This is a genomic window from Bradyrhizobium sp. Pha-3, from assembly GCF_042258615.1.
GTDB lineage: Bacteria > Pseudomonadota > Alphaproteobacteria > Rhizobiales > Xanthobacteraceae > Bradyrhizobium.
Genome location: NZ_CP170152.1, coordinates 7,150,332 through 7,173,248 on the forward strand (window position 1 = coordinate 7,150,332; position 22,917 = coordinate 7,173,248).

The 22,917-nt window shown below is 58.2% G+C and carries 28 protein-coding genes and 1 pseudogene; 16 read left to right on the forward strand and 13 right to left on the reverse strand.

What is annotated here, in order from left to right:
* Positions 1 to 716: 716 nt before the first annotated feature.
* Both ACE10Z_RS33565 and ACE10Z_RS33570 read right to left on the reverse strand, forming a co-directional pair.
* Positions 717 to 1,175 (reverse strand): nuclear transport factor 2 family protein, encoded by a 459-nt coding sequence (locus ACE10Z_RS33565; protein ID WP_375784620.1) that lies wholly within the window; start codon positions 1,173 to 1,175, stop codon positions 717 to 719.
* Positions 1,176 to 1,214: 39 nt separating this feature from the next.
* Positions 1,215 to 2,084, reverse strand: a complete 870-nt coding sequence (locus ACE10Z_RS33570) for an SDR family NAD(P)-dependent oxidoreductase (protein ID WP_375784621.1) — start codon at positions 2,082 to 2,084, stop codon at positions 1,215 to 1,217.
* Positions 2,085 to 2,189: 105 nt separating this feature from the next.
* Here ACE10Z_RS33570 and ACE10Z_RS33575 point away from each other — a divergent pair, with 105 nt between their 5' ends.
* Both ACE10Z_RS33575 and ACE10Z_RS33580 read left to right on the forward strand, forming a co-directional pair.
* Positions 2,190 to 3,053 carry a LysR family transcriptional regulator gene (locus tag ACE10Z_RS33575; protein ID WP_375784622.1) on the forward strand — a complete coding sequence of 288 codons (864 nt, stop codon included), beginning with the start codon at positions 2,190 to 2,192 and terminating at the stop codon, positions 3,051 to 3,053.
* Positions 3,054 to 3,629: 576 nt separating this feature from the next.
* Entirely contained in the window at positions 3,630 to 4,070 is a 441-nt protein-coding gene (locus ACE10Z_RS33580) for a tyrosine-type recombinase/integrase (RefSeq protein ID WP_375784623.1), read from the forward strand.
* 587 nt (positions 4,071 to 4,657) lie between these two features.
* Here ACE10Z_RS33580 and ACE10Z_RS33585 read toward each other — a convergent pair.
* Complete coding sequence (locus ACE10Z_RS33585) at positions 4,658 to 5,155, reverse strand: hypothetical protein (protein ID WP_375784624.1); 498 nt, start codon at positions 5,153 to 5,155, stop codon at positions 4,658 to 4,660.
* 440 nt (positions 5,156 to 5,595) lie between these two features.
* On the opposite strand from ACE10Z_RS33585, the gene ACE10Z_RS33590 reads away from it, so the two are divergent.
* Together ACE10Z_RS33590 and ACE10Z_RS33595 are read left to right on the forward strand one after the other, a co-directional pair.
* Complete coding sequence (locus ACE10Z_RS33590; protein ID WP_375784625.1) at positions 5,596 to 6,327, forward strand: reverse transcriptase domain-containing protein; 732 nt, start codon at positions 5,596 to 5,598, stop codon at positions 6,325 to 6,327.
* A complete protein-coding gene (locus ACE10Z_RS33595; RefSeq protein WP_375784626.1) occupies positions 6,327 to 6,599 on the forward strand; it encodes a hypothetical protein in 273 nt (90 codons plus the stop codon). Before ACE10Z_RS33590 ends, ACE10Z_RS33595 begins: the two co-directional genes overlap by 1 nt.
* On the opposite strand, the gene ACE10Z_RS33600 is transcribed toward ACE10Z_RS33595, so the two are convergent.
* From ACE10Z_RS33600 to ACE10Z_RS33615, 4 genes are read right to left on the reverse strand one after another with little or no spacing between them, the layout of a single operon-like run.
* Positions 6,583 to 6,924, reverse strand: coding sequence for a hypothetical protein (locus tag ACE10Z_RS33600; RefSeq protein WP_375784627.1), 342 nt, complete (start codon positions 6,922 to 6,924; stop codon positions 6,583 to 6,585). The genes ACE10Z_RS33595 and ACE10Z_RS33600 overlap by 17 nt on opposite strands.
* Before the next feature lie 10 nt (positions 6,925 to 6,934).
* Positions 6,935 to 7,303 carry a hypothetical protein gene (locus ACE10Z_RS33605; protein WP_375784628.1) on the reverse strand — a complete coding sequence of 123 codons (369 nt, stop codon included), beginning with the start codon at positions 7,301 to 7,303 and terminating at the stop codon, positions 6,935 to 6,937.
* Positions 7,300 to 7,650 carry a hypothetical protein gene (locus tag ACE10Z_RS33610; RefSeq protein ID WP_375784629.1) on the reverse strand — a complete coding sequence of 117 codons (351 nt, stop codon included), beginning with the start codon at positions 7,648 to 7,650 and terminating at the stop codon, positions 7,300 to 7,302. The genes ACE10Z_RS33605 and ACE10Z_RS33610 overlap by 4 nt, the downstream gene beginning before the upstream one ends.
* 12 nt (positions 7,651 to 7,662) lie before the next feature.
* Entirely contained in the window at positions 7,663 to 8,175 is a 513-nt protein-coding gene (locus ACE10Z_RS33615; protein ID WP_375784630.1) for a hypothetical protein, read from the reverse strand.
* 945 nt (positions 8,176 to 9,120) lie between these two features.
* Here ACE10Z_RS33615 and ACE10Z_RS33620 point away from each other — a divergent pair.
* The 8 genes and pseudogenes from ACE10Z_RS33620 (at position 9,121) to ACE10Z_RS33655 (ending at position 15,383) form a co-directional block, all read left to right on the forward strand.
* On the forward strand, positions 9,121 to 10,884 hold the full coding sequence (locus tag ACE10Z_RS33620; RefSeq protein ID WP_375784631.1) for a DNA methyltransferase: 1,764 nt from the start codon (positions 9,121 to 9,123) through the stop codon (positions 10,882 to 10,884).
* 400 nt (positions 10,885 to 11,284) lie between these two features.
* A complete protein-coding gene (locus ACE10Z_RS33625) occupies positions 11,285 to 11,593 on the forward strand; it encodes a 4'-phosphopantetheinyl transferase (protein WP_375784632.1) in 309 nt (102 codons plus the stop codon).
* Between the two features lie 154 nt (positions 11,594 to 11,747).
* Positions 11,748 to 12,488 (forward strand): DUF885 family protein, encoded by a 741-nt coding sequence (locus ACE10Z_RS33630; protein ID WP_375784633.1) that lies wholly within the window; start codon positions 11,748 to 11,750, stop codon positions 12,486 to 12,488.
* A pseudogene (locus ACE10Z_RS33635) lies at positions 12,386 to 13,079 on the forward strand (DUF885 family protein). Before ACE10Z_RS33630 ends, ACE10Z_RS33635 begins: the two are co-directional and overlap by 103 nt.
* Before the next feature lie 213 nt (positions 13,080 to 13,292).
* Positions 13,293 to 13,490, forward strand: a complete 198-nt coding sequence (locus ACE10Z_RS33640) for a hypothetical protein (protein WP_375784634.1) — start codon at positions 13,293 to 13,295, stop codon at positions 13,488 to 13,490.
* 33 nt (positions 13,491 to 13,523) lie between these two features.
* Complete coding sequence (locus tag ACE10Z_RS33645; RefSeq protein ID WP_375784635.1) at positions 13,524 to 13,811, forward strand: hypothetical protein; 288 nt, start codon at positions 13,524 to 13,526, stop codon at positions 13,809 to 13,811.
* A gap of 707 nt (positions 13,812 to 14,518) precedes the next feature.
* Positions 14,519 to 14,782: a hypothetical protein gene (locus tag ACE10Z_RS33650; protein WP_375784636.1), complete on the forward strand. Its 264-nt coding sequence runs from the start codon at positions 14,519 to 14,521 to the stop codon at positions 14,780 to 14,782.
* Positions 14,783 to 15,218: 436 nt separating this feature from the next.
* Positions 15,219 to 15,383 carry a hypothetical protein gene (locus ACE10Z_RS33655; protein WP_375784637.1) on the forward strand — a complete coding sequence of 55 codons (165 nt, stop codon included), beginning with the start codon at positions 15,219 to 15,221 and terminating at the stop codon, positions 15,381 to 15,383.
* Between the two features lie 92 nt (positions 15,384 to 15,475).
* On the opposite strand, the gene ACE10Z_RS33660 is transcribed toward ACE10Z_RS33655, so the two are convergent.
* Complete coding sequence (locus ACE10Z_RS33660) at positions 15,476 to 15,700, reverse strand: hypothetical protein (RefSeq protein WP_375784638.1); 225 nt, start codon at positions 15,698 to 15,700, stop codon at positions 15,476 to 15,478.
* A 777-nt stretch (positions 15,701 to 16,477) separates the two neighbouring features.
* On the opposite strand from ACE10Z_RS33660, the gene ACE10Z_RS33665 reads away from it, so the two are divergent.
* Entirely contained in the window at positions 16,478 to 16,684 is a 207-nt protein-coding gene (locus tag ACE10Z_RS33665; protein ID WP_375784639.1) for a hypothetical protein, read from the forward strand.
* Between the two features lie 460 nt (positions 16,685 to 17,144).
* Entirely contained in the window at positions 17,145 to 17,471 is a 327-nt protein-coding gene (locus ACE10Z_RS33670; protein WP_375784640.1) for a nuclear transport factor 2 family protein, read from the forward strand.
* 146 nt (positions 17,472 to 17,617) lie between these two features.
* Here the strand turns inward: ACE10Z_RS33670 and ACE10Z_RS33675 are convergent, their stop codons facing one another.
* The gene (locus ACE10Z_RS33675; protein WP_375784641.1) at positions 17,618 to 17,866 is read right to left on the reverse strand and encodes a response regulator transcription factor; all 249 of its coding nucleotides are present in this window, start codon (positions 17,864 to 17,866) and stop codon (positions 17,618 to 17,620) included.
* A gap of 468 nt (positions 17,867 to 18,334) precedes the next feature.
* On the opposite strand from ACE10Z_RS33675, the gene ACE10Z_RS33680 reads away from it, so the two are divergent.
* Positions 18,335 to 18,769: a universal stress protein gene (locus ACE10Z_RS33680; RefSeq protein WP_375784642.1), complete on the forward strand. Its 435-nt coding sequence runs from the start codon at positions 18,335 to 18,337 to the stop codon at positions 18,767 to 18,769.
* A 62-nt stretch (positions 18,770 to 18,831) separates the two neighbouring features.
* On the opposite strand, the gene ACE10Z_RS33685 is transcribed toward ACE10Z_RS33680, so the two are convergent.
* The 4 genes from ACE10Z_RS33685 to ACE10Z_RS33700 all read right to left on the reverse strand — a co-directional run bounded on the left by ACE10Z_RS33685 (position 18,832) and on the right by ACE10Z_RS33700 (position 22,132).
* On the reverse strand, positions 18,832 to 19,041 hold the full coding sequence (locus tag ACE10Z_RS33685) for a hypothetical protein (RefSeq protein WP_375784643.1): 210 nt from the start codon (positions 19,039 to 19,041) through the stop codon (positions 18,832 to 18,834).
* 224 nt (positions 19,042 to 19,265) lie between these two features.
* A complete protein-coding gene (locus ACE10Z_RS33690) occupies positions 19,266 to 19,652 on the reverse strand; it encodes a hypothetical protein (protein WP_375784644.1) in 387 nt (128 codons plus the stop codon).
* 70 nt (positions 19,653 to 19,722) lie between these two features.
* The gene (locus ACE10Z_RS33695; protein WP_375784645.1) at positions 19,723 to 20,046 is read right to left on the reverse strand and encodes a hypothetical protein; all 324 of its coding nucleotides are present in this window, start codon (positions 20,044 to 20,046) and stop codon (positions 19,723 to 19,725) included.
* Between the two features lie 124 nt (positions 20,047 to 20,170).
* Positions 20,171 to 22,132, reverse strand: a complete 1,962-nt coding sequence (locus tag ACE10Z_RS33700) for a putative bifunctional diguanylate cyclase/phosphodiesterase (protein WP_375784646.1) — start codon at positions 22,130 to 22,132, stop codon at positions 20,171 to 20,173.
* A 556-nt stretch (positions 22,133 to 22,688) separates the two neighbouring features.
* Between ACE10Z_RS33700 and ACE10Z_RS33705 the strand changes: the two genes are divergently transcribed.
* Positions 22,689 to 22,838 (forward strand): hypothetical protein, encoded by a 150-nt coding sequence (locus ACE10Z_RS33705; protein WP_375784647.1) that lies wholly within the window; start codon positions 22,689 to 22,691, stop codon positions 22,836 to 22,838.
* Positions 22,839 to 22,917: the final 79 nt, after the last annotated feature.

Sequence of the window (22,917 nt, forward strand, 5' to 3'; positions counted from 1 at the left end):
GGGTCGGGGATGTAGGCGCTACAGAGCCGAAATGCATCGGGTGTGCATGCAGCTCGCTGCGTCGGCGTTCCGAGATCTTCTTGAGCGAGAGCAACCGCGTTGAGGCTCAGAGCGGCGACCAGGACGGCCACCATGAGACGGTGGTTCGGCATATTCTCATCTTTCCTTGGCGCACGCATTCCTTCCCAAGGACAGGTAGACTCGCGCGATAGGCGCAGCCTCGCTGCATCCTCGTTCGGGGCGATCCGTTGCCTTTTGCTACCTCAGGAGGATGGACGCGAAAGTTTGGATCTACAAAGATGGCATCGGGATGCTGCAACGTCTTTCCCCTGCCTGCGGTCATTTTTACCGTTCTTGCTTGACCGCAGACTCTTGTAGCCATGATGATTGCGTCGCGCCGGATCGGCGCCATTGCCGCGCCGGTCACGCCGTTGACGTGGACAAGCGAGGCGCCGCTCAGCGGGGCCATGCAGCACGCCCTCAAGGTCTTGTTGCAGCGTCGAAACTTGCAGCGCCCGACATTCGCCGGAGACAAGGTCCGAGAAACGCCAACTAGCGACAGCTACTTCAAGAGTCGGTGCCCGCTGCACCATGACTGCCCTCTTTTCAGCGCCGCTGATGGCTGAAAGACGAGACACCCCTGCCAGTTGTGCTGGCAGGAACGTCTCCCATGGACCGTCGGGCCGGAACAGACCCGTTTCTTGACGCGCGCCTGTTCAGAACATTCCGTTCGGGTTGGCCCGGGGGATGTTCGGCGCGATCATTGGTGCCGAGTTTGTCGCGTCGCCAACAAACTGCAAGGTGTCCCAGTGTTCGACGGCCTTGCCGTCGGCGTCCATCCTGTAGATATCGACGCCGGCGATTCCCGTATCATTCGGATCGTCATTGAAGAGATTCAGGAAATTCACGTGCGCCCAAACGTAGTCGCCGACGGCGATGATGCGGTGGACCACGACGCGAGCCCGGGCGCGTTCTCCGGTGATCTGGGCGAAGAACTTCCCCAGCGCGACCGAACCATCTGCGATCAGCGGGTTGTGCTGGATGTAGGCGGGGCTCACGTATTTGGCCGTACCCTCTTCCGATTTCTTCGTATTGATCATCAGATCGTAGAGCGCAAGAACGTTGTTCTTGTTGCGAACGGCGCGGCTATCGTTGGTGTCAATGATCTCGATCATGGTTAGCTCCTGTTGTCAGATGGGTGATTGTGGGTGGACTCAACTCAGGCCGACGAGCTGAAGGCGCAGCGCATCCTGCTCGGCGTCTGATTTCTCTCGAGCGACCCGGAGCATCTCTCCGGCGTCCACTCCCACCGGCGCACGGCTCGGTGCGGGGAGTTGCTCGGCCAGTTCGATCACTCGCCGTGCAGCAGCGGCCGAATCGAGGCCGCTGTTCTGCATGACGTTGAGAGCGGCCGCGAACGATCCGAAGGTTTTTCCATAGAGCTCGCGTTGTTCGGGCGTCATTCCGTCAGCCACCCGCTTGAGGGCTGCGGCTGTTTTCGCCGGGCCGCCGGTCTTCATGTTGCCCGCCGCCGCGATCACGACGTCAATTCCGAACTGCTTCAGTTCAGCGCGGTAGACCGTCGCGAAGACTTCCATCGCGGCCTTCGATGCGCCCGATGGTCCATTGAACGGCAGCGGCACGCTGGCGGTCCACGTGCTGACCTGAACGATGCGGCCACGCGCCTTCCTCAGCGCGGGCAGAAAAGCATTCATGACCGAGAGGGCACCAAATACGTTGACGTCGAATTCACGCCGGATAGCGTCCAGCGGAAGAACCTCGATCGGTCCCGGGGTCAGGATGCCGGCGTTGTTGATCAGGATATCGAGGCCGGAATCGCCGAGGGCGTCGGACACGCCGGCCGCCCAGGCTTTCACCGGCTCTTCCTTGGTCATGTCACAGACCGTCAGGCTGACACGTCCACCGGAAGCGTCCTTCAGGTCCTGGACTTCCATCGCCGACATGGCCGTTCCGAAAACGACATAGCCTTTGGCTGCGAGCCCCAGCGCGATATCGCGGCCGAGTCCTGCGCCGGCGCCGGTGACGACCGCTGAGCGGCCGGAATGTTGATTTCTCGATGACATAGCGATCTCCCTTGGCTTGAACTGACAACCAAGCTATCGTTGCTAAATTCGATCATATAGCCCTGTAGATTGGCTATCTGTGTCGCAAAAACTGGAACGCTGATCATGGATTTCGAAGATCTGCGGACTTTTGTCGATGTGGCTGATGCTGGCGGGGTGTCGGCGGCTGCCCGACGGCTTGGCGTCTCCAAGTCGATTGTCAGTCGACGGTTGTTCCGGCTGGAAGCCGAGCTCGGCGTTCAGCTGCTCGCGCGAACAACACGCGGTGCCGCGCTGACGGAGGCCGGGGTCACATTTCGCGAGCACGCCGCTCGCGTCCGCGCCGAAATCGACGCCGCCCTCGAAACGATCTTGCCTGCCGGCGAACTGCGCGGCCGCCTCCGTATTGCCGCACCGCTATCCTTGGGGCCCACGCATTTGGCGCCGATCTTTGCGGACATGGCGCTGCGCCACCCGCTGCTCCACGTCCAGGCGAGCTACAGCGATCGCTTCGTGGATATTATTGGGGAGGGTTTCGATTGTGCGATAAGGATCGGCTACCTCAACGACTCGAACTTGATCGCGCGTCGTGTCGGAGCGCTCACTGGGACGCTGGTGGCAAGTCCGGATTATATCAGGGCGCACAGAGCTCCCGAGACGCCGGACGATCTTCTCAGCCACCAGGCGCTCATGCAGGGAACGGAAGCCTGGCAGTTTATGGATGGCGACAAGATCATTTCCATTCATCCGCAGGGGCGGTTCAAGGCAGACAACGGTACTGCACTCGTCGTTGCCGCGGTGGCGGGGCTCGGCATCGCCTGGCTTCCGGATCATCTGACCAAAAGCTATCTGGATTCCGGCGCGCTTGTTGACGCTATGCCGCGCTACCCTGTTCCGACGGCCGGCATCTTCGTCGTTCGACCTCCCGGACAGCACCCCACAAGGAAGGTCCGCGTTCTCACCGAATTGCTGATTGAACGTTTCGGGTAGTTGGCGGCTGACCAACCAACAACAATGCCCCTCAGGAGTATCCTCGCCTGAAACGGAAAACCAAACAGGCGCAGTACTGGAACAGGTTGATATCTAGCTGGTTGGAGGGCCGATCATCTGAGATGATGGTGAAGCGACGTCGGGATCTGATGCAACGGTGCCAGAAGGATTTACCCTGCGCGGGCTCGTGGCTGAGCTCGCTGAGCGAGGCACTGTTTGCGTATCGCTCCCGCCGAAAGGCGAGGCGCGCGACCGGTGGCTGACACGTGAAGAAGCGGCGGCTCTGATTTGGCAGTGCTGGCGCTACCGCGGGAAGCAGACGATCCACGCTGGGGGCTCAAAGGGTGAACCGGTGCGGACCGACCGCCGACCATTGCGGCACATTGCCAGATTTATCCTGATCGGCCTCTACACCGGCACGCGGGTGGGTGCGATTGCGGCGACACCGCCATACCCCCAGGTTGGTCGCTCGTATGTCGATCTTGAACGTGGTATCTTCTATCGCAGGTCGATCGGGAAGCGAGCCACCAGAAGCGGCGGACGCCAGCTCCACTGCCGCCTCGGCTACTTGCTCACATGCGTCGTTGGAAGGACCGGAAGCTGATCAGCGCTTGTTTCGTCGAGGTCAACGGCAAGCCGGTCGGTTCCGTCAAAAAAGGCTTCAAATCTGCCGTGGATCTGGCCAAGCTGCCCGGGAAGGTCACGCCGCATACCCTCCGGCATACGGCTGCAACCTGGCTCATGCAGCGCGGCGTGCCGACTTGGGAAGCCGCAGGGTTCCTCGGCATGTCCCCGGAAGTGTTACAATATACCTATGGCCACCACCATCCTGACTATCTCCAGAGGGCGGCGGTCGCGATTGGCCAAAAGGGCCGGTACGTTTCGGCGGTTGAATCGGTGGTTGACTCGGGAACAACCACCAACGAGAAAAAGTCTAAGGAAATCTGGTCGGAGTGGCAGGATTCGAACCTGCGACCCCTGCGTCCCGAACGCAGTGAACATTTTCTAAGTTGTTGATTTTTCTTGTTATGGCAGCCTCTTCCGTCCCGTTTTGTTCACGGTCGTTTCACCCAATTCATTGCGATTTCGTTGCGGCGTTTCGCAAAGTGAACGGAGCTCGTCGACATTGAGACCTCGGAAGCCGGGCAAGTGCCTTGCTGGGTTCGGAGTGACCTCACCTACCGGTGGCAGAAGCAGGTCCACAGCGCCTTTCCAAACGCGCACCAAGCTCGGCCCGAACGTTGGTGTTTTCGCAACAAACTCGGCACTTCCGAACTCGCCGAGGCGGGACGGGCTAGACTCAGAATGGTGGAATCAAAATCAGCGAGGATTTCGAACAATATCAAGGTCTATCCTGAATTACAGACCAGTTCGGCTCTAATCCGATCAATAGGTTACAGGGTAATTCAGAACATCTTGGCACAGAAAGTGCGACCGCATCTGACGACAAGTGCTCCAATTACCGGCGCCATGATCCGCGGTTGAGGTTCCCAAGCTCCAGGAAGCTCGCCAGCGGGGTGAACTCCCGCGCGCCACACGCCCACCGAAAGTATCCCTCCGCTTGTCGAGCAACGTGGGCATGGCGGCTTCGACTTCCCCCTTCTTCACAGACACCTCCGAAGGTCTGGCGGCTTCTTATTCCAAGCGGGCGAGCGACTCACGTCCTTCATGTTCGGCATGTTCTCCGGCGGCTCAGGATATGAGAACTCCTCGCCTCGGAGCCACCGCCCTTCAAAACGAGCCCAGACCATCATAGCGTCGAGCTGCTGCCCGAACTCATAGACGCACCATAGGCCGCCCCGCTCGATCTTTTCGCCCGCCGAATCGAAAGGGATACCGTTGAGCTTGCACAGCTCATTGATGAGATGCCAGTGGGCGCAAATATACCCGTCCGCGAACGCCACATGATACGGCCTCGCCGGATTCCATCGGTAACTGCCCGGCCCTCGGGAATAGAACCCCCTCCGCTGCACCATGAACTCAGGAATACGCGAAATCGCTTTGCCGATCTTCCTAGCCTCCTCCGAGGTGAGCTTGAAGTGGGCCGAACGACCACTTTTGTAGATCGTCCCGGCAGTGGACTGTCGCGACCACGATCCCATTTGCGTCCTTCACCACGAACGAATCCTGGTGCGGCCGATCAATCGTCCACGGCGGCGGAAAGCGACGGTTCTCTGGCATATAGAAAAAAACCAGAACGTACGCTTTTGAGTCAATAGCCCTTGAAACGGGGAACCCGCATCTCCACGTAGCTCTTTCCGCTGGCGATGACCTGGCGACACCGGATATTCGGATCGCAATGGTTCGGATGTTCGCGTTCGGACAACTGATGCGTGACGTAACGTTGCGTATCAGGTGCTTCTCGGTTGACGACTCCAAGTTATTGGGTCGCGGGTAGCTGGCGGGGAACTATGGAGATGCCATATGCGCAGATTTTTTGCACGTATGGCGACCCTTACCCGCAAGATCGCGGAATGGTTGATACCGGTCCTGACCGTCGTCAATCTTCTGATTGAAATTGTGGGTAAGGTCGCCAACTGCCATGATCGCCAATTACGAGTTCAAATATCGCTCGCGCGGTAAATGGTTTTTCGTCCCGAATGACAAGTGCGAACGACGTGGCCGGCGGATGCTCGCCTACTTCAAGCGCCGCGTCGTATTTCCCGACTACATGTATCACTTCAAAAAGGGTGGCCATGTCGCTGCCCTGCATGCACACCTGAACAACACCCTCTTCTTCAAAATCGACATCCAAAATTTCTACTACTCGATCGCGCGGATGCGCGTGACCAGAGCACTGCGTCAGTGGGGCTACCCCGGCGCCAACACGTTCGCCATGTGGTCGTGCGTCCGCAATCCGCTTCCAGGACCGCCGCATGCACTCCCCATCGGCTTCGTTCAATCCCCATTGCTCGCAAGCCTCGCGCTCATTAAGTCCGAGGTCGCCGACGCAATCGACCGGGCGATAGCGAAAGGCGTGTGTATCTCGGTCTATCTCGATGACTTCATCGGCTCGCACAACGATCTTGCGGTGCTGACGGCTGCCTATGAGGACATCCGCGACACCTGCGTGGCGGCCGGGTTCATTCCCAACCCCGGCAAACTGGTCCCACCGCAGGCTGCCATAACAGCGTTTAACTGCGATCTCACCAACGGTACAGCGGAAGTAACTGCGGCGCGCGTCGCCAAGTATTTTGGTCGAACAGACCGGACGACCCTCTCAGACTCGGGATTTGATGAGTACCGGGATCTCGTGCGGTCGCAGAACGTCTAATGGGCATCGCGACCGGGCCGCAAATTGGTGGCGCCCCGATGATCTCCTTACGGTTCATCGATTGGAGCGACATACATGATTGTCCCGTCCTCTTGGATACCGTGCCGCTGGAATTGCCAAGCGGCGAAGAAATCGAGGCAGGTGTTCCAATAGAGCGAGCGCGGGTCCGCGGTCACAGCGTCAGGAAACATGTCACTGCGTCGCTGCACCAAGCTCAACTTGCAACATCTGGCAGAAACTTCAGGATGCTTGAAGTCAATCTGGTGCATTGAGTGGGCGAAGATATTTCGGACCTTGTTGATGATCCGTAGGTCGTCGCGGGACATCTTTTTCGAGAAACCGGGCGGCGTACGCGATGGTGAATTTCGAAGATGCCGTAGACAGAAAGCCGTTCTGCGCCCCGTCGAATATCCGCGCGTCCTCGTCCTTATCAATCCTAAAACGCTCCCGGATGACCATTTCGAGAGCGTAGTCCACGTAAGCCGCTGCAGTGATAGCCAACATATGGTCCGGTGCAGTCCTGAGGGCTTGCAGAACATCGATTTGCTGGTCCTCAGTCGGTCGATCCTTCAGCGGGTCAGAACGTTTTGCCGGCAAACGGAGGCCCCTAGAAGGGAATATCGTCGTCCATATCTATATTTCTGCCGTTTGTCCTCCTGGGCTGCGGGAGCTTCCGCTTCGGCGGTTCGATCTTTTTTTGGGGTGGCGGCAGCTTTGCGTTCTCGGCGTCATAGCGGGCTCCGAAAATAGCGGCGATGAGACGCGCCCATTTCCACGTCGGCTCCAACTCTTCGGTTTCGTCTGCAGTCGTCTTGGCGAGCCCCATTATGAAATCGTTGAACCGCTGCATTGAAGTTCGGTCGCGATCGACCTCAGCCAGAAACGCATTCAGCTTATTCAACAAGGCTTCTTTCTTGCCGATCTCTAAAGCAGACCCGTCCACGATCTCCTTGACCAGGTCAGGAACTGAGGTCAATGGCGCTGCAGCCCATGCCTCCAGCCAAATTTGATGAGACAGATTGTACCGCAAATAAAAGTAACGATCTGTGCAATGGCCGGCAGCCTCGTTGGCCACTTGAATGATTCGAACGTCTTGCCCGGCGCAGACAGCGATTCGAGCGCTCCAGTGAGCGCCATGAGATGCCACACGCCAAAGAAAATACTCGCAATGTAAAGCCCCCAACTGATCCGAAGCCATAGAGGTTCGTCTGTCTTGAGGTCTTTAACGAAAGTCACCGACAGGCCGATGAGCGCTGAGGAGATCGTGATCAGCTGAGTCGAAACCTCTTTGGCAAATTGGAAGGCGAGTTCCACGTATGCCATAACCGTCACGCCTTAACAGAATGGATAAAGTGGGCAGATGAAGTCGCGCACGTTCGAGACGACGGTGCGAGTGATCCTCCGGCCTTCCGCTGCTGCGACAATAAGAACGTCCGTGAGATTATCATAGTTTCGGATAATGATTCCGCGTCTGACCTCAATTGGGAGTACGCGGAAGTCCCTCTCCTTGCCTATCTGACCGGGGCGCTGTTTCTCGAAGGCGGCAAGTGCCGCTTGGTTAGCGAATCTTTCAATCTCGGGATCCGCGTCGCGGTCAATTTTTACGCCGACGGACTCAGTTCGACGGTGAATACGTCGCAACAAGAAGTTTTCAAATGGTTTCTGATCTTGCAGGTCATCCTGAGATGGCGGTGGATCGGCAGGTGCGAGTTGGGTCAGGATCCGATAGGCCGGCGGTGCACTAATATTCGTTGAAGCTGGCACCGCGATGGCGGGCTTTGCGCTCGATGTGGTCAACACCGCGGAAACTGCTGCGCCCGCGCAAACAGAACGCCGAGTAATGCTCATCACGCAGCCCCCCCATGCTTTACATTTCATAGCAGATTTCAAGAGACGACCTCAAGGTGAAATTGAGGCGTATTGCAACGCAGCGAGACAGAGACGTTATGCATCGCGGCCATCGAGAGGCTTTGGGCATCAAGCCCGAGACACAGCGACGCTAGTTACTTGACGCGCGGTTGATCCGTCCACTCACGGACATTACCCGAAAAGCAAAACCCGCTGTCAAATGTTACGCCGCGCGACGAAGGATCTTCGGACCATCACTGTCGGATCGGATTCCGACCTCGATCTCTAATTTTTCGATGCCATCCAAAACACTCAGTAACACCGGGTCGCGCTTATTATATAAAGTTCGAATGCCCTCCCTAGGTGCCCGCGCCAATATCGATTGTAGGCGGCCGCGCATCGAGTACCCCCATCGAGGGCCCATTCGAGAGGACGCGATCACTTGCGATCGGCAACACCGCCTGCGCGCAATGAACTCCTGCGCGGCGTGCTCTCCCAACTCGACGCGTGTCATGCGGTCATCCTGGCCTTCATGGCCTGCGGCTCTTTGGGCATATGAAAAACAGCACGCGACCCGACGCGATCCGCAGCTCGGGCATTTGAGCCCTTGACGCGAGATCGGATAGTGGAAGGCCGCGCCGCGTCCAGATGAGCATCTTGAGATCGAGGTCGGGTAGATGCAGAAGCGGATCGAACGCCGAACGCACACGCGCGGTAATGCGCAAGCCGAGCCGCCAAGCATCACCGATCGTTTCCATGGCGGTACTGGCCGAAATAGGCCACTCGCCAGATCAAAACCGGCCACTCGCACCGAGGCGAGGTTAGGCCATGAGTGATCGTTGTTCACTCCGGGGTAACTATGCCGACAGCAATCCGGCCGCCGTAAGGGAACCGTTTGAGGTTGTATCGGAACATCCGCTCCCGTGTGAGGACGGGGGTTCTGACGTGACTAAATCAGGTCTAAGAAATCGGCTTTATTTTGGAGACAACCTAGACTGGTTGCAGCGGATCGAATCCAACACCGTTGATCTGGTGTATCTGGACCCGCCATTCAATTCTAATGCCACCTACAACATATTATTCCGCTCCCCGGTTGCAGAGGACGCGTCGTCCCAAATAGCAGCGTTCGATGATACGTGGACTTGGGAAAATGGCGCTGAGCGGGCCCTAGATCACGTTCGGACGCTGAGCCTCGATACGTTCGTACTTTTAGATGCCCTTCGCCGCACCTTTTTGAAGGAAGGCGACGTAATGGCTTATCTCGCCATGATGGCCCCGAGGCTGCTTGAAATGCGCCGGGTCATGAAGCCCACTGCCACGCTCTATCTGCACTGCGACCCCAGCAACAGCCACTACCTAAAAATGCTTCTGGATTGCGTGTTTGAGGGACAAGGCTATGTCAATGAGATCAGTTGGAAGCGGACGACGGCCAAATCAGATTATGCGCAGGGAGCGACACATTATCCCCGAGTGCGCGACGTGCTGTTGGTTTATCGGAAGGATACGACCGCAGCGGCGACCTTCACTCAGCAATTTGCTGCATATGACGAGGCCTATATTGCTAAGAAATATGGCCTGAAAGACCCTGACGGCAGAGCGTACCAGCTCGATAACATCACCGGCCCGGGCGGCGCAGCAAAGGGCAATCCCTCATACGAGGTAATGGGGGTGACGCGGTACTGGCGCTACTCGTACAAGAAAATGAACGATCTGATATCGAAAGGGCTCATTGTTCAGCCCAGACCCGGCGCAGTTCCTCGGTTCAAACGGTACCTGGACACGATGCCGGGCGTGACAGTGAGCGATGATTGGGGCGATATCAGCGCCATAAACTCGCAAGCTAAAGAGCGCCTTCATTACCCGACGCAAAAGCCGCTGCAACTTCTCGAAAGAATAATAGCGACATCAAGTAAAGAGGGTGATCTGATCCTCGATCCATTTTGCGGATGCGGCACAGCAATTCATGCAGCCGAGAAGATGGGCCGCAGGTGGATCGGGATTGATGTTACGTATCTCGCTATTCAAGTCATACAGGACCGTTTCCAGACTTGGCTTCCGCACGCGGTATATGAAGTTGACGGAATACCTCGGGATGAACTCTCAGGTAGAAAATTGGCCGCCCTCGATCCATATCAATTTCAGCTTTGGGCTGTAGGCAGGGTTGGTGGACAGCCGCGTGGAAAGGGCGCTGATCGCGGTATCGATGGAGAAATCATCTTTATGCGTGGTGCCAAGGACTACGGCAGAGCAATTGTCTCGGTTAAAGCTGGGAAGAATGTCAATCCAGATATGGTCAGGGCACTGAAGGGCACAGTTGAGCGCGAAGGCGCGCATATGGGCGTCTTTGTTTGTCTCGATCAGCCGTCGAAGGACATACGGACCGAGGCCGCGACCGGTCGCAATATAGAGCTGCCGGGCGGCATCCGCCCTCGCATTCAAATCGTGACGCTGGACGACCTTCTTGCCGGCCCAAATTTGGGAATCATAACTAATCTGAACACAGTACAACTCGCAGTTGCCGCGAAAGCGAAAGATCGCAAAAAGCCTAAGCGCGCGCCGACACCTGCGGAGGTTAGGGAGTCGCCCCCTTTCAAGTATCCAATTCGGGGAGGGAAATCGAAAGTCCAAGAATCCCTCCCGATGGACGAACCTCTTTTAGTGGCCCCGCAACCGCGATCTAAACGCAAGCGCCGCCGCAAATCGGCTTAGTTTTTGCCGCCATGAATTACTACGAACTTCCGGCGCCGATCCCGAGGCGTTTCAGTGGGTCGCGCCGGGCCACAGAAAGCACGGCGTCCACAAGCTGCGCAATGGTCCAAGCCTTGCCGCGACGCCAGCACCTTCGCTGGCGTCGTGCGAAGAGCCTCGTGGACCCGGCAGAGATTAAGAGATTATAGTGCGCAACGTACAGTGCGACCGCTGCAATGTGGTTGTCCAGCTTCATTGCGAAGCCGGTGGTGAGCCGGGTGAAGCGGCGCGACGACATGCGCGGCGATGGATCTCTGGCGTTCCACGTAGCTCGTCGAGACGTACTGTTCCGGATCGCCCGTTACTACCTAGTACTACCTGAGGCGTGGGGAATTTTTTGGTTCACGGACTGGCGAGAGATGTGCTCGACTATGTGGCCACACCCGACGAGATTTCCGCCCTTGTCAGTGCGACGCAATGGGAACCTGCGTCGATCGTCAGCGTGGTCTTTTCGGCCAAGGAAGCCATCTTTAAGTGTCTCTTCCCGGAGGTGGGACGCTACTTTGACTTTCATGACGCGACGATCGACTCGCTCGATACGGATCAAGGCCGGTTCTCGGCGCGGTTGCTCGTTTCGGTGACGCCCCGGCTGGTCGCCGGTACCAGGCTGGACGGACGTTTCGAGTGCAGCGGAGACTGGGTCCACACAGCGATGATGCTTGAGCCGTAGTTCGGCGTCATCTGCAACGCGGCTTCCGAAACCTCACCGACGCAATTCGGGGACCCGACGCGTCGACGGAGACATTGCATGACAGGCACGTTCGCGGGACAGCAACCCCGAGGATGCGGAGGCCTACATCTCTCGCCTTGAGGGCGTCCGCAGGTTGGTCGCACAAGTCATCGATGGTGTCGAGTTGCGTTATCGCAAGGGAATCTTCGCTCCCAGGTTTGCTTACGACAAGGTCATCCGGGATTGTCGCAATCTTCTCAGCGGCGTGCCTTTTCATGCGTCAGGAAAGGACTCGACGTGGCTTGCGGACTTCCGCGCGAAGGTCGAGGCGCTCCCCATATCCTACACCAGGAAGCCCAAGCTTATCGAAGCAGCCGTCCAAGCGATGATCAGGTTCGTCCAGCCGGCCTACGTTGACCTGATTGCGGCGGCTGCCCGGCTCGAATCGTTGGCGAGCACGGACGATGGCGCCTGGAAGCTCCCCGACGGCGTTGAGTTCTACGCCCAGGAGCTCAGGCACGTAACCACGACGGAGCTTTCGGCGACACAAATCCACGAGTACGGGTTGGAGGAGGTCGCCAGGATCCACGGAGAGATGGAAGCGATAAAGACATCGCTTGGTGCTTTGGCGGCGACCTCGCCGCCTTTTTCGAGGACATTAAGACAAACCGCGAGTTTGAATATCCCGACAGCGAGGAGGGAAGGAGCACGTACCTCCGCGAAGCCACTCGCGTCGTGGATCAGATGTAGGGCAAGCTCGGTAGTTATTTTGGGAGGATTCCCAGGGCTCCTCTGGTTGTCAGGCGCGTCGAGGTCTTTCGTGAGGAATCTACCGGTCTGGCCTTCTATCAGGCGCCGACGATGGATGGCAGCCGGCCCGGCGTCTACTATGTGAACCTGTCCAGCATGGAGATCCTGAAGACTTTCCAGCTCGAAACTCTTGCCTATCACGAGGGCGTGCCGGGTCATCACATGCAGTTGGCGATCGCGAGCGAACTGATCGGAGTTCCCACGTTCCAGAAGTTCGGCTCGTACGCCGCCTATGCCGAAGGATGGGCGCTATATGCAGAGTCGCTTGCCAAGGACATGGGTGCGTATGGCGATCCGATGTCCGATTTCGGTCGGCTGGCAGCGGAGCTATGGCGCGCCGCGGCTTGTGGTGGATACCGGCATCCACGCTTGTCGCTGGACGCGCCAAAAGGCGATCGACTACCTGTACAAAGTCACTCCCCATCCCTTGTCCCAGACCATCGGTGAAGTGGAACGCTACATCGCCATCCCGGGCCAGGCTGCGGCGTACAAGGTTGGCATGCAGCAAATGCTCGCGCTGAGGAGCAAGGCAAGCTCTGCGCTAGGCAGAGCGTTTGACCTGCGTGAGTTCCACGACGTCGTTCTCGGAAGCGGTGCACTTCCCTTCAGAATCCTCAACGAACTCGTCGATCGCTGGATCGCTGGCAAACGCCCTGCCGCCGCTCGCCGTAGCTAATATGCGACATGTACTGGAGAGCAGCCGGCATACAGTGGTGCATTTCGCACCCATGACACTGCTGACCATTTCGAACCGGCACCAAGCACGGCTATCGCTTTTGCATCCCAGGTCAGAGCCAAATTCGGCGCCCCGATGGAAGCACGGGTAGCCGACAGGATCGAAAGGCATATCTATGCGTTAACTCATCGAGCCCAAATGGGAGGTCAACCAATGATTAACGACCGAAACCGCCGGGCGCCGACAGCTGCAGAACGCGAAGCCCATAAGATATTTAAAGCGGTCAGGACGAAGGAAACTATGACCGAATACGCGAAAGCGCAAAAGGCACTCCACGACAATCGAGAGCGCCTAAAGGCGGAACGGCTGGCGCGGGAGGCTGAAGCCGCCAATCGTACAAAAGCAGGTTAAGGCGTCCATCTGGATGACCGCGGAGGACCACGCTTGGACCTCTGCCTGGTGGAGGGTGAAATGGCCCTGCACTTTCGCCGCGTGGATACTGCTGAGGATCTGGAAATTTGGATCGCAAGCAGCGACGACTATTCATTCGTTATCAGCAGCGAGAGCCGAAGTGGACCTGGCCTACATGGAGAGCCCGGTTTTGTTGCGTCATATCGCCCAGACTTTCTGAATATGCCCGCGGCTCAAGTGTCCGGATCACCCTTCAGCACGTTCGCTGAAGCCGAGCAGGCCTGCAATGCGTTCCTGGGTCGCCTCATTATCGAGGGATGACTACCGGAGCCTCCCGATCACTGAAAGGATCGGCGTCGATCGGAATTTCAGCGCCAATAGGTTTGCGGGGCCAGAAAGCGAAGTGTGGCAGGATCACTGGCTTGTAGCCGGCCACCGTCGGCGCATAGTCCCCAGATGATCGAGCAGCGACCAGCTTTCATGGCTTGCAAGAATCCCGGCACCGGCTGGAGGATCGATATTCTATGGCCCGATGGCGAAACAGAAGTCATCAAGGGTTTTGTTACGGAGCACGACGCGACCAAGTGGATTTCTGAGCACTCGACGACGTGGCAAGAAAATCCGGACCAACCGCACTAGACGATTGACCCGCCATTGGTGATCGCCACCCATAGGCGACCGATTCCTAGCGACTTCTCTCCGCATGCGATCGGCGCCATCATCTGGCCATGAACCAGCGTCGATCCACGAAATGGTCCGGCCGCTACCCGCCGGGCAGGTCCGGCTGATTGGCTCGCGGACGGCCACGCTACCTGCAATATCCAATGCCACGGCGGTTGCGATCGGTTGGTCGATTTCAGGCCGGCCGGACGCCCTACCCCAAGATCAACCATGGTCGCGCATCGGCTGGCGCTTGGCGTGCACGGTTTGTGGCGCCGCAGGCGCTGTGAACATAGTTCCGAATTGGCATGACAGGGTCGGTCACGCGGTGCCATTCAGCGTGGGATGGAAGTCGTGATTCCCCGCCGATGAAATTCACCGCAGATCGTCCCTACGCCAGTCCCGAGAAAGCCGCGCGCAGGCTCATGGAGCACGCCCGGGCGTTCGAGCCGGTCCAGAACTGCCGTATCTACATCGAGAAACTGAACGGTCCTTTTCTATATCAGGACAAGGGCACGCCGGCCGAATATGGCGCCGGCCTCAAGTACGCCATCGATCAGGACTGGCTAGAGATCCACGAGAGCGGGACCTATGTGAAAATCCTGCAGGCTGGCAACGACCTGTTCGCGTAGCCGTAGGCTCGGCCGGTGTTCTCGGTAGGACTACTGAGAAGCTTATTCACTGTTCTAGGCATATAAATTTCCATAGGTCGCAATTTCGTCCTTCCCGCTTGGCGACGGTTCAATCGATGGAACCCGACGCTGCTTCCTCAGTTGATAACCATCAGAACTGCCAAGCGGTGATGAGAACGCAACGGCGCGCTTTCCGCCTAACACCATAGGGAGCAGCGCCATGCAGAGGCGTCGCCGTGTCAAGCAAACGCAGTCACTAGAAGAACGCCTAGCTGACGAGGCGCAACGCCTCCGCCTGCAGGCTGACGTGCTCGCACCTGGACCGGACCGGGAGGCCCTTTTGAAGAAGGCCAGACAGGCTGAGACCGGCGCGCATGTGAGTGAGTGGCTGCGATCCTCCGAGCTTCAGCCGCCGAGGTAACGCCCTGTGGAGGACATGAAGGCCAGCGCAAAGAAACTACGCGCCGAAGCCGACTATGCCGACCAGATTGCCAGAAGCGCTACAGACCAGAAGAAGCAGGAACTGTACGAACGCCTGGCTGCCCACTTCAGGAATCTGGCTGTCGAAATTGATAAGGCGATGGCAGATCGCTCGGAGTAAGGCCGCCTCAATTGTCGTCCGTTATCCTGCCCTTGCCGTCGCAGGTCTTACATTTGACCGGATAGATTTTGTGGCCCGCCTGAGCAGGCTGCTCAACCGGCGGGAAGCCCGTTCCATTGCAGGCCGGGCAGATATGCTCTTTGATTTTCGGCTGCATTTGAAGCCTCTCCGGCTACCCCCTCTCGGTGGCAGCCCGGGAATTGCGGCTGAGTAAGCGATACGATCATCATGGCGGCGATCAGAAACGCTGGCCCGCAGCTGACCAAAGCAGCCAGCCAAAGCTCTGCATCGGGAAAGATCTCGTAATCATCCTGCATGGACGGCTCTCCATCCGTCTGCGCGAAAGATGCGGCCCCAGCGAGGGGTCACGCTGGAGCCAAGTTTTCACTTTGGTCATCATCCGGCAACCGCCTAGGACGGCACCGGATATGCAACAGTGCCACCGAACGCCCTTCGTTCCTGCAAGAAATTGATCGCCCCACAAGCGTCCCTAATATCCGCAGAAAGTGCCTGCTCAAAAATAAACGGCCCCAGCGCCCCGGGGAGAGCACTGAGGCCGACAGTCGTCCCAGCTCCTCAACACGACCGTTATCGGTCGCTTGTACGCTGGTAAAAGCGATAGGCTGTCGTATTTGCGCGGTCGTGGTCGTGGTCGTGATGGCGTTACCCGACGCTGGCGTGGCCGTCGTCTGCGCGCTGCCTGCCGTCCACGCTTACAGTGCTCGGCGAGCGCCATAAACCTTAGTTTCGGTCCCGTGATGCCTTTAGATGCCCCACGTTTTACCTGCGTTCAATTGAGCCAGCCGTCTCAACGCTGCTAGTCTCACTGCTAATCGGAAGACCCCGATTGCAGCTGGCAAGGCTGTTCCGGCACATTGAGCGGAGTATCCTGCCGGAAGACGGCCCCTCTGGCCGCTAGGCACATGAGGGGCAAGCTCTGCGCACGGCGTCCCTCTGCGCCTCAAGATTTGGCATCACTCTTCACGTGCGTGCACGAAATGCGACGGCGAACGAGGCAAGCGCCATTCCTCACGCAACCCTCAAGGTGAACTTTTGAGCTTGTGCTGTTCCAACGCCGGCAGAAAGGGACGCCCTTGGCAACACAGAAAACTAGTGCTGAACTTGAGGATATGATCCATCAGAAGCTGTTGATTGGCGGCGTGTATGTGTCGGTTCGCCAAGACCCGATCCTCGGCTGGAGCGCCACGGTGATTACCGCGCCCAAGCATGCCAAAGCCATTCAGGAACGCGCCGAGACCGTCGCGGCCGAATTTCGCAAAAAGTTCACACTGACAACTTGACGAACATACGAGGGCTGCGCGGACTCATTGAGCACGCAGCCGTCCCTTGATCGACGCAAGCTGGACGAAAGCGCGACAGTTGCAGCGGGCTTGCCGGTGCGTCACCGCATGGTCGATCAAGCTCAATCTTAGTTGTGCCCTAACTCAGCCAGCATTCGATCTTGCGCGTCGCCAAGAACCCTGCTGCTTCAAGCGAAAGCTTTCACCGGGTCCTGCCGGGCCCGGAACGTGGCGCGGGGACCGTGCGACGCCTCGATGCCATCGTATTTGCGATTTTTCGCACGCACCTAAATTTTATGCAACTCGGTACACAAAGGTGCACCAGCGCCGAAGGACGAGAGGGAGCCTGAGACGGATTGAGAGGTTCACTTCGGGGGCGCGGGCAGTATTTTTCCCAGTATCGGCGCTCCCCAGAAACGTTCTAACCGTCACCTACGACACGGCATGTAGGTGAGGAAATATGTCCTTTGACCCGATGGCCGCTGCGGTTGATTGGCTTGATGCCTACCGCGCTGGCGATGTTGAAGCCATCCTAGACATGTGCGCCGACGATGCCGTGGTTCATTGTGAGTGCGGCAACTCGATAACCCTAACCGGCCGAGAAGCGCTTCGCGCCTATTGGGTTGATCGTCTCACGCATCATCCTGCATTTGAATTGGATGACCTTCGGCTCTCCCAAACCGAGCCGGTCATCTCGTATTTTACAAGCGACGGCGTGGTCAAAGCGGTTCTGACGTTCAACGCTGCCGGACAAATTAGGGCGCTTAGCTGCGGTCCTGCCAACTGAGGCGGCCTCTTGTTGAGCGGCCCCAGCAACCTTGGGGGCCGTGGGAGGCTGGCTGCTGGGGCCATCTACGGGCCCGGTGGGCCAGTTGGCTGTTATTGCGATGGGGATGTTAAACTTGCAGCGCAGCGTGGACTTGGGTGTCCCAGTTAGGAAGCTGGCTGACTGGAGTTAGGACACGTCATCCGAGGCCACCATATTCCCGGCTTACGCGCCGCCTCTACGATGTCAGCTTTGGATCGGATTTTTAGTTTTCTGAGCAAGCGAAGGCGCTGGGTCGCAACTTGCGCTTCGGTCCCGCCGATCTGCCGAGCGATCTCAGCATCCGACCGCCCCAGAGCCATGCGCCTGAGGAGCTGTTCTTCGCGCGGGCTCAATGGCAAGCCTGACGGCTTCATAGCGCGCTGCTCATGTCTTGGATCGTGACGCCGTCCTGCTATCGTCTTCGGATTTGCACGAGCATGGTCACGACCACTGCCGCCACAACAAAAACAACGACGATGGCGAGTGCTTCAAATGACCCCATAGCGGCGATTCTCCGTCAGGTCAGCCATCTTCCCTAACGTTAACTCATCAGAAGGACGGTCCCGTGCGGCAAATCGCATCGGAGGCCACTCTTGCGCTGGTCAGCCCGGAATTTCGCCTTTTGACCAAGAGGCGACATGGCATCGCATCAACGAAAGAGGCCGCCAACTGAGGCGGCCTCTGATTGTGCGGCCCCAGCAACCTTAGGGGGCCATGTGTGGACATCTGGGTCGCGCCACAATGGGCCGATAGATTTGATCTATCTCAAGGCCGTATCCGAAACGCGGGTCCAGCTTTACATTCGGAAGGCAGCGATACGTCCAGACAATCGGGAGTGAAGCATGTACCGGCATATTCTCATTCCGACAGATGGGTCGGAGCTTGCGGAGCATGGGGTGGCGCAGGGGTTGGCGCTGGCGAAATCCCTTGGAGCCAAAGTATCTGTAATCTTCATTGTGGAACCGCTTTCAGAAATGAGAAGAGGGTCTCCGTTCCTTGAAACACTCGCGAAATATGCTGAGCTGCGCAAGGAACAGGCCACGAGTGCGTTGGATCGCGCGGCAAATGCGGCCAAGGAGGCTGGTGTTTCCTGCAAGACAATTCAAGTGGAGAACGGGCAACCCCATCAAGCCATTATCGCAGCAGCCGAGGACAGAGGCTGCGATCTCATTGTTATGTCATCGCATGGGCGCAGCGGACTTTCCGCGCTTCTCATCGGCAGTGTGACAAACAAGGTGCTGACGCACGCGAAAACACCCGTATTGGTTTGTCAATGAATGTGCAGACCGCTCGATGGGTCAAATAAACGCGCCGGAGATAATGCCCGGTAATGGGATGTTCACGGCCCGCTGCTTGATCGCCCACAGCGGTAGGCTTCGTCCTCGTAGGGATCGTCAGCGGTCGGCGGTGGCACCAGCTTCGCACCCTCGCCGCGGAAGTGATCGAGGCCACGGCCCAGCTTGCGCCCGGCCAGCGTGTGCTGATCGTTGGCCCAGTCGGGGATCATCGGCTTGAACTCCGATGGCGGCGGCGAAGTGGCAGCCAGCACGCGACTTCGGCGACCGGCACTCGATCCGCATGCAGTTGCCAACCATCAGCCGGGCTTCGCCGATGGACTTGCTGTAGCGGTCTCTCGACTGCGCCAGTGCCGTCGCGACGAACGGGACCACGTGCGGCGCGGCCAGCGTGTCGAGGTCTTCATGGCAAATGACTTCGCCAGGTTCGCAAGTTTTGTCGATCTATCCCCGACCCAGTATTTGATCCTGATCGCGATCAAGAATTCCAGGATGGAGGAGCCGATGGGATCAACCAACTGGCGATCGGCTCCACCTGAGCGGCGCCTTCGTCACCAACGAGGTCAACAAGCTGGTTTCCGACGGCCTGCTCGAGAAGACCACGCATCCAAGCGACGGACGACGGGTGCAGCTCGCCCTCACCGATCAAGGTCTCGACCGACTGATCCGTCTCGCTTGCCTGCAGCGTCCGGTGAACGATGCGTTCTTCGGTGTTTTGACGCGCGAGGAGTTCAAACTTCTGTCTGAACTGCTGTCCCGCCTTGCCGCTCACGGAGAGGACGCCGTGAAGCTTGCCGAACCTGTTCAGGCGACACTCGAGTTTCAGCAGCGTCAGGATGCTTCCCCCGGCCAAAGCGGCAGGCATCGGGGCACCAACGAAAGGCGCGTCGGAGTTCCCGATAGGGCCACGATCGCGAAATGACGGGTTCGGACGGTCAATCTTTGAGGTCAGCGGTCGACCAGATCGTTGCAACCTCCATCGATCCAAGGTTGGCGACGATCGAGGGGTCTTCGAGGAAGACCGTCAACGATTCTTTGGGCCATCCCATTGGGTGATCGCCTGCCTGGCCGAGCGCCTGTGCGGGACGGTGGCCGGCAACAACCTTGTAGCGGCTCCGGCGACGGCGAATCTGCGGTGCTCCTTTGCCGTGGACACCTCGCCAACGACGCGAGCGACTTTGCTGCCTGCTGATTCGCGCGTTGAGCGCGCCTTCCGAGATCGACGGCATCGAGGTGGTGATCGGCGCCTCGATCGGCATCGCCCTCTCGCCGGGGGACCGGTCGGCTCGCAAGTCGTCGGGAATACTCCAGCAGGCCAGGCGTCTGTTCCACCTCGGGATGCGGATGTTCACCACCATCGGCATTGCGAAGTGACCGCGTCAGTCAGGCGGCAGGCGTCGACCGTTGCTTTTCTTGATCGAGCAGAGCGTAGATGTGGTCGGCCGCGACCGGTCGACCGATGAGGTATCCCTGCACTTCATCACATTTAGTTTGACGCAAATAGTCGAGCTGCTCGGTGGTTTCGACGCCTTCGGCGACCACACCGATCCGCAAGTCCTGCGTCAGTGTGATGATTGATTTTACGATCGCCGCGCTATCCGGTCGCCTCAACATGTCCCGTATGAAAGACTGATCGATCTTGATGCGGGTGTAAGGGAGTTTCAGCAAATAAGTCAGCGACGAATATCCCGTTCCGAAATCGTCAAGTGCCACCGTCACCCCCAATTGCAGGAGTGAGTTCAGGATCGTTGACGCCGGCGCGTACTTCGAGATCAGCATAGACTCAGTTATTTCGATTTCGAGACGATGAGGAGCAACTCTGGCTTCGGAGAGGGCCTGCACGATTGTCTGCAGGATGCTGGTGTTATGGAATTGAGCTGCCGAGAAGTTCACGGCGACCCTGAGGTCCGACGGCCAGTTTGAAAGCGTCGCGCAGGCACGTCGGACCACCCACTCGCCGATTCCGTGGATCAGTCCGGTTTCTTCGGCGATTGGGATGAACTCGGTCGGGGAAATTACTCCACGGACTGGATGCCGCCAACGCAGCAAGGCCTCGAAGCCAGTGACGCGGTTCTCGCGAATATCAAAGAACGGTTGGTAGAGGAGGAACAGCTCGTCTCTGTCGATCGCGAGTTCCAAATCCCGCTGCAGCGCCCTGCGCTCATGCGCCGATTTGCCATCGCTGATCTCAAAGAAGCAGACCGTTCCCGGCCCCGCTTGCTTGGCACGATAGAGCGCAATGTCGGCATTCCTCAGGAGCTCATGAGGCACGTCGCCATCACGCGGGGCCACTGCGATTCCGACGCTGATCGTCCCCGCGATCTCGCATTTTTCGATCGCGAATGGTTCGGCGAAGGCGCCGACGAACCGCTCGGCGACTTCCAAAGCGTCCTCCACCTTGGTCAGATTGGTCATAACAAGCGCAAATTCGTCGCCACCGATGCGCGCAACAGTATCAATTTGCCGTGCGCATCGCTGTAGTCTCGCCGCGGCTTGCACGAGAAATTCATCACCCGCGGGGTGGCCGAATTTGTCGTTCACTTCCTTGAAGCGATCAAGGTCGAGAAGAAGAACCGCGAACTCCTCGCCCGTGCAGGTGAGGCGGTTGAGAGCGCCTTCGAGGCTCTCATTGAAGGCGAAACGGTTCGGCAGTTGCGTCAGGGGATCCCGTCGGCCCCTCCTTTCGGCCTCCAATTGAGCAATCGTGCGTCTGGAAAATTCGAAAGAATGGGCGAAAACTCCGCGCAGGAGCACGAAGCCATAGGCCGCGACCAGGAGAGCAACGAGCAGATAGACGAAATCGTCGTTTCTGCCGAGGCAAATCGCCGTACCCACAAAGATCGGAGCCGTGAACGCAACTGCCGCCACCGGAATAGCGGCGAAGGCGAACGCGCCACCCGCAAGCATCCCTGAGCAGAGACATGTTATGACGAGCTGCCCGCCATTGGAGGCGTTCGCGAAGAAAGCCACCGGCACAATTGCCCAGGCGGTTCCGAGGGCCAGCGCATTGCGTACCAGCCGGTGCATGGCCTGGCGTGACACGAACTGGGGCTTGGTCATGAGCCGTGATGAACGCGCTTTCAAGCCTATCGATAGCGCGCCGCAGACGACGGTCACAGCCCAGATGAGGGCAAAGCTTCTGTCGGGCGAATGCCAAAGCGCAATTGCGAGCACGGTCGCATTGCAGACGTTGGCTAGCATGATGCCCAGCGAATAGCTCAGCACGAGGGAGAGCTGCTCCGCACGAATGTATCCTGCGACCGCTTCATCGGTGGCCGGCCCGCCGAATGCCGCCAGATCCCCGGCCAGCAGCTTCGAGAGATAGGAGTTCAGATATGCTTTCATTCTGAGACCCTGCAGGACTGGTTATAGCGTTGGCGCCGGCTGGAAAGTCGCGGCAAATCTTTGACAAAAGATAAACTCTCGATTGTACCAGCCGCTGGCGACACCTCACGGCGCGACGATTTCTCGTTGAGGCTTGGACCGGTTAAAAGTTGAAGACCCAACTCCGTTCGTTTCGTACAAACCTATTGCTTTGGTAGATCGCAAATTTGCGCTAACCTCCGGGGGACAGCCTGAGCACCAAGCGGAATGAAGCGGCGGGGCGTGAGAAACGATCGGGCTCGACGAAGGTTTGGGGCCGCGCGCATTCAGCGGTTGAGGCACTTGCTCCAGCGACTTTCTCTTTGCGTGACCCTTGCGGTTCGCTGTCCTGCCGCACGGCACCCAGCGAATAAAAAGGCGGTCTTTTGGTAGCGATGCCGACGATTTTCATCGCGTCATAATCGCACTGCGGCTCTCAGTTGCTCTCCGTCCCGATGATTGAGCCGGCTATCTCACGTCGACTCGCTCTCCTGAATATCCATTCTGCCAGCAGATTGGGAACGAAGCGCGCGCAACAGTGAGTGGCCTTCAAGTCCCATCCGCACGACACTTGGATGGCACGTGCGTTCCCATTTTCATCAGGTCGTCGATCTCTCAACCACGCAAGCAGAGTTACGGTAAGTTCGTTCAAGCGAGTAACGCGCAAGTCCAGTTTCAAGCGATTTGAGACTCGCCGGTTTAAACGGCGAGATATTCGCACGGCTCACAAAGTCCTAGTACCGCGCTAGACCACGGCCAGTAGCAGA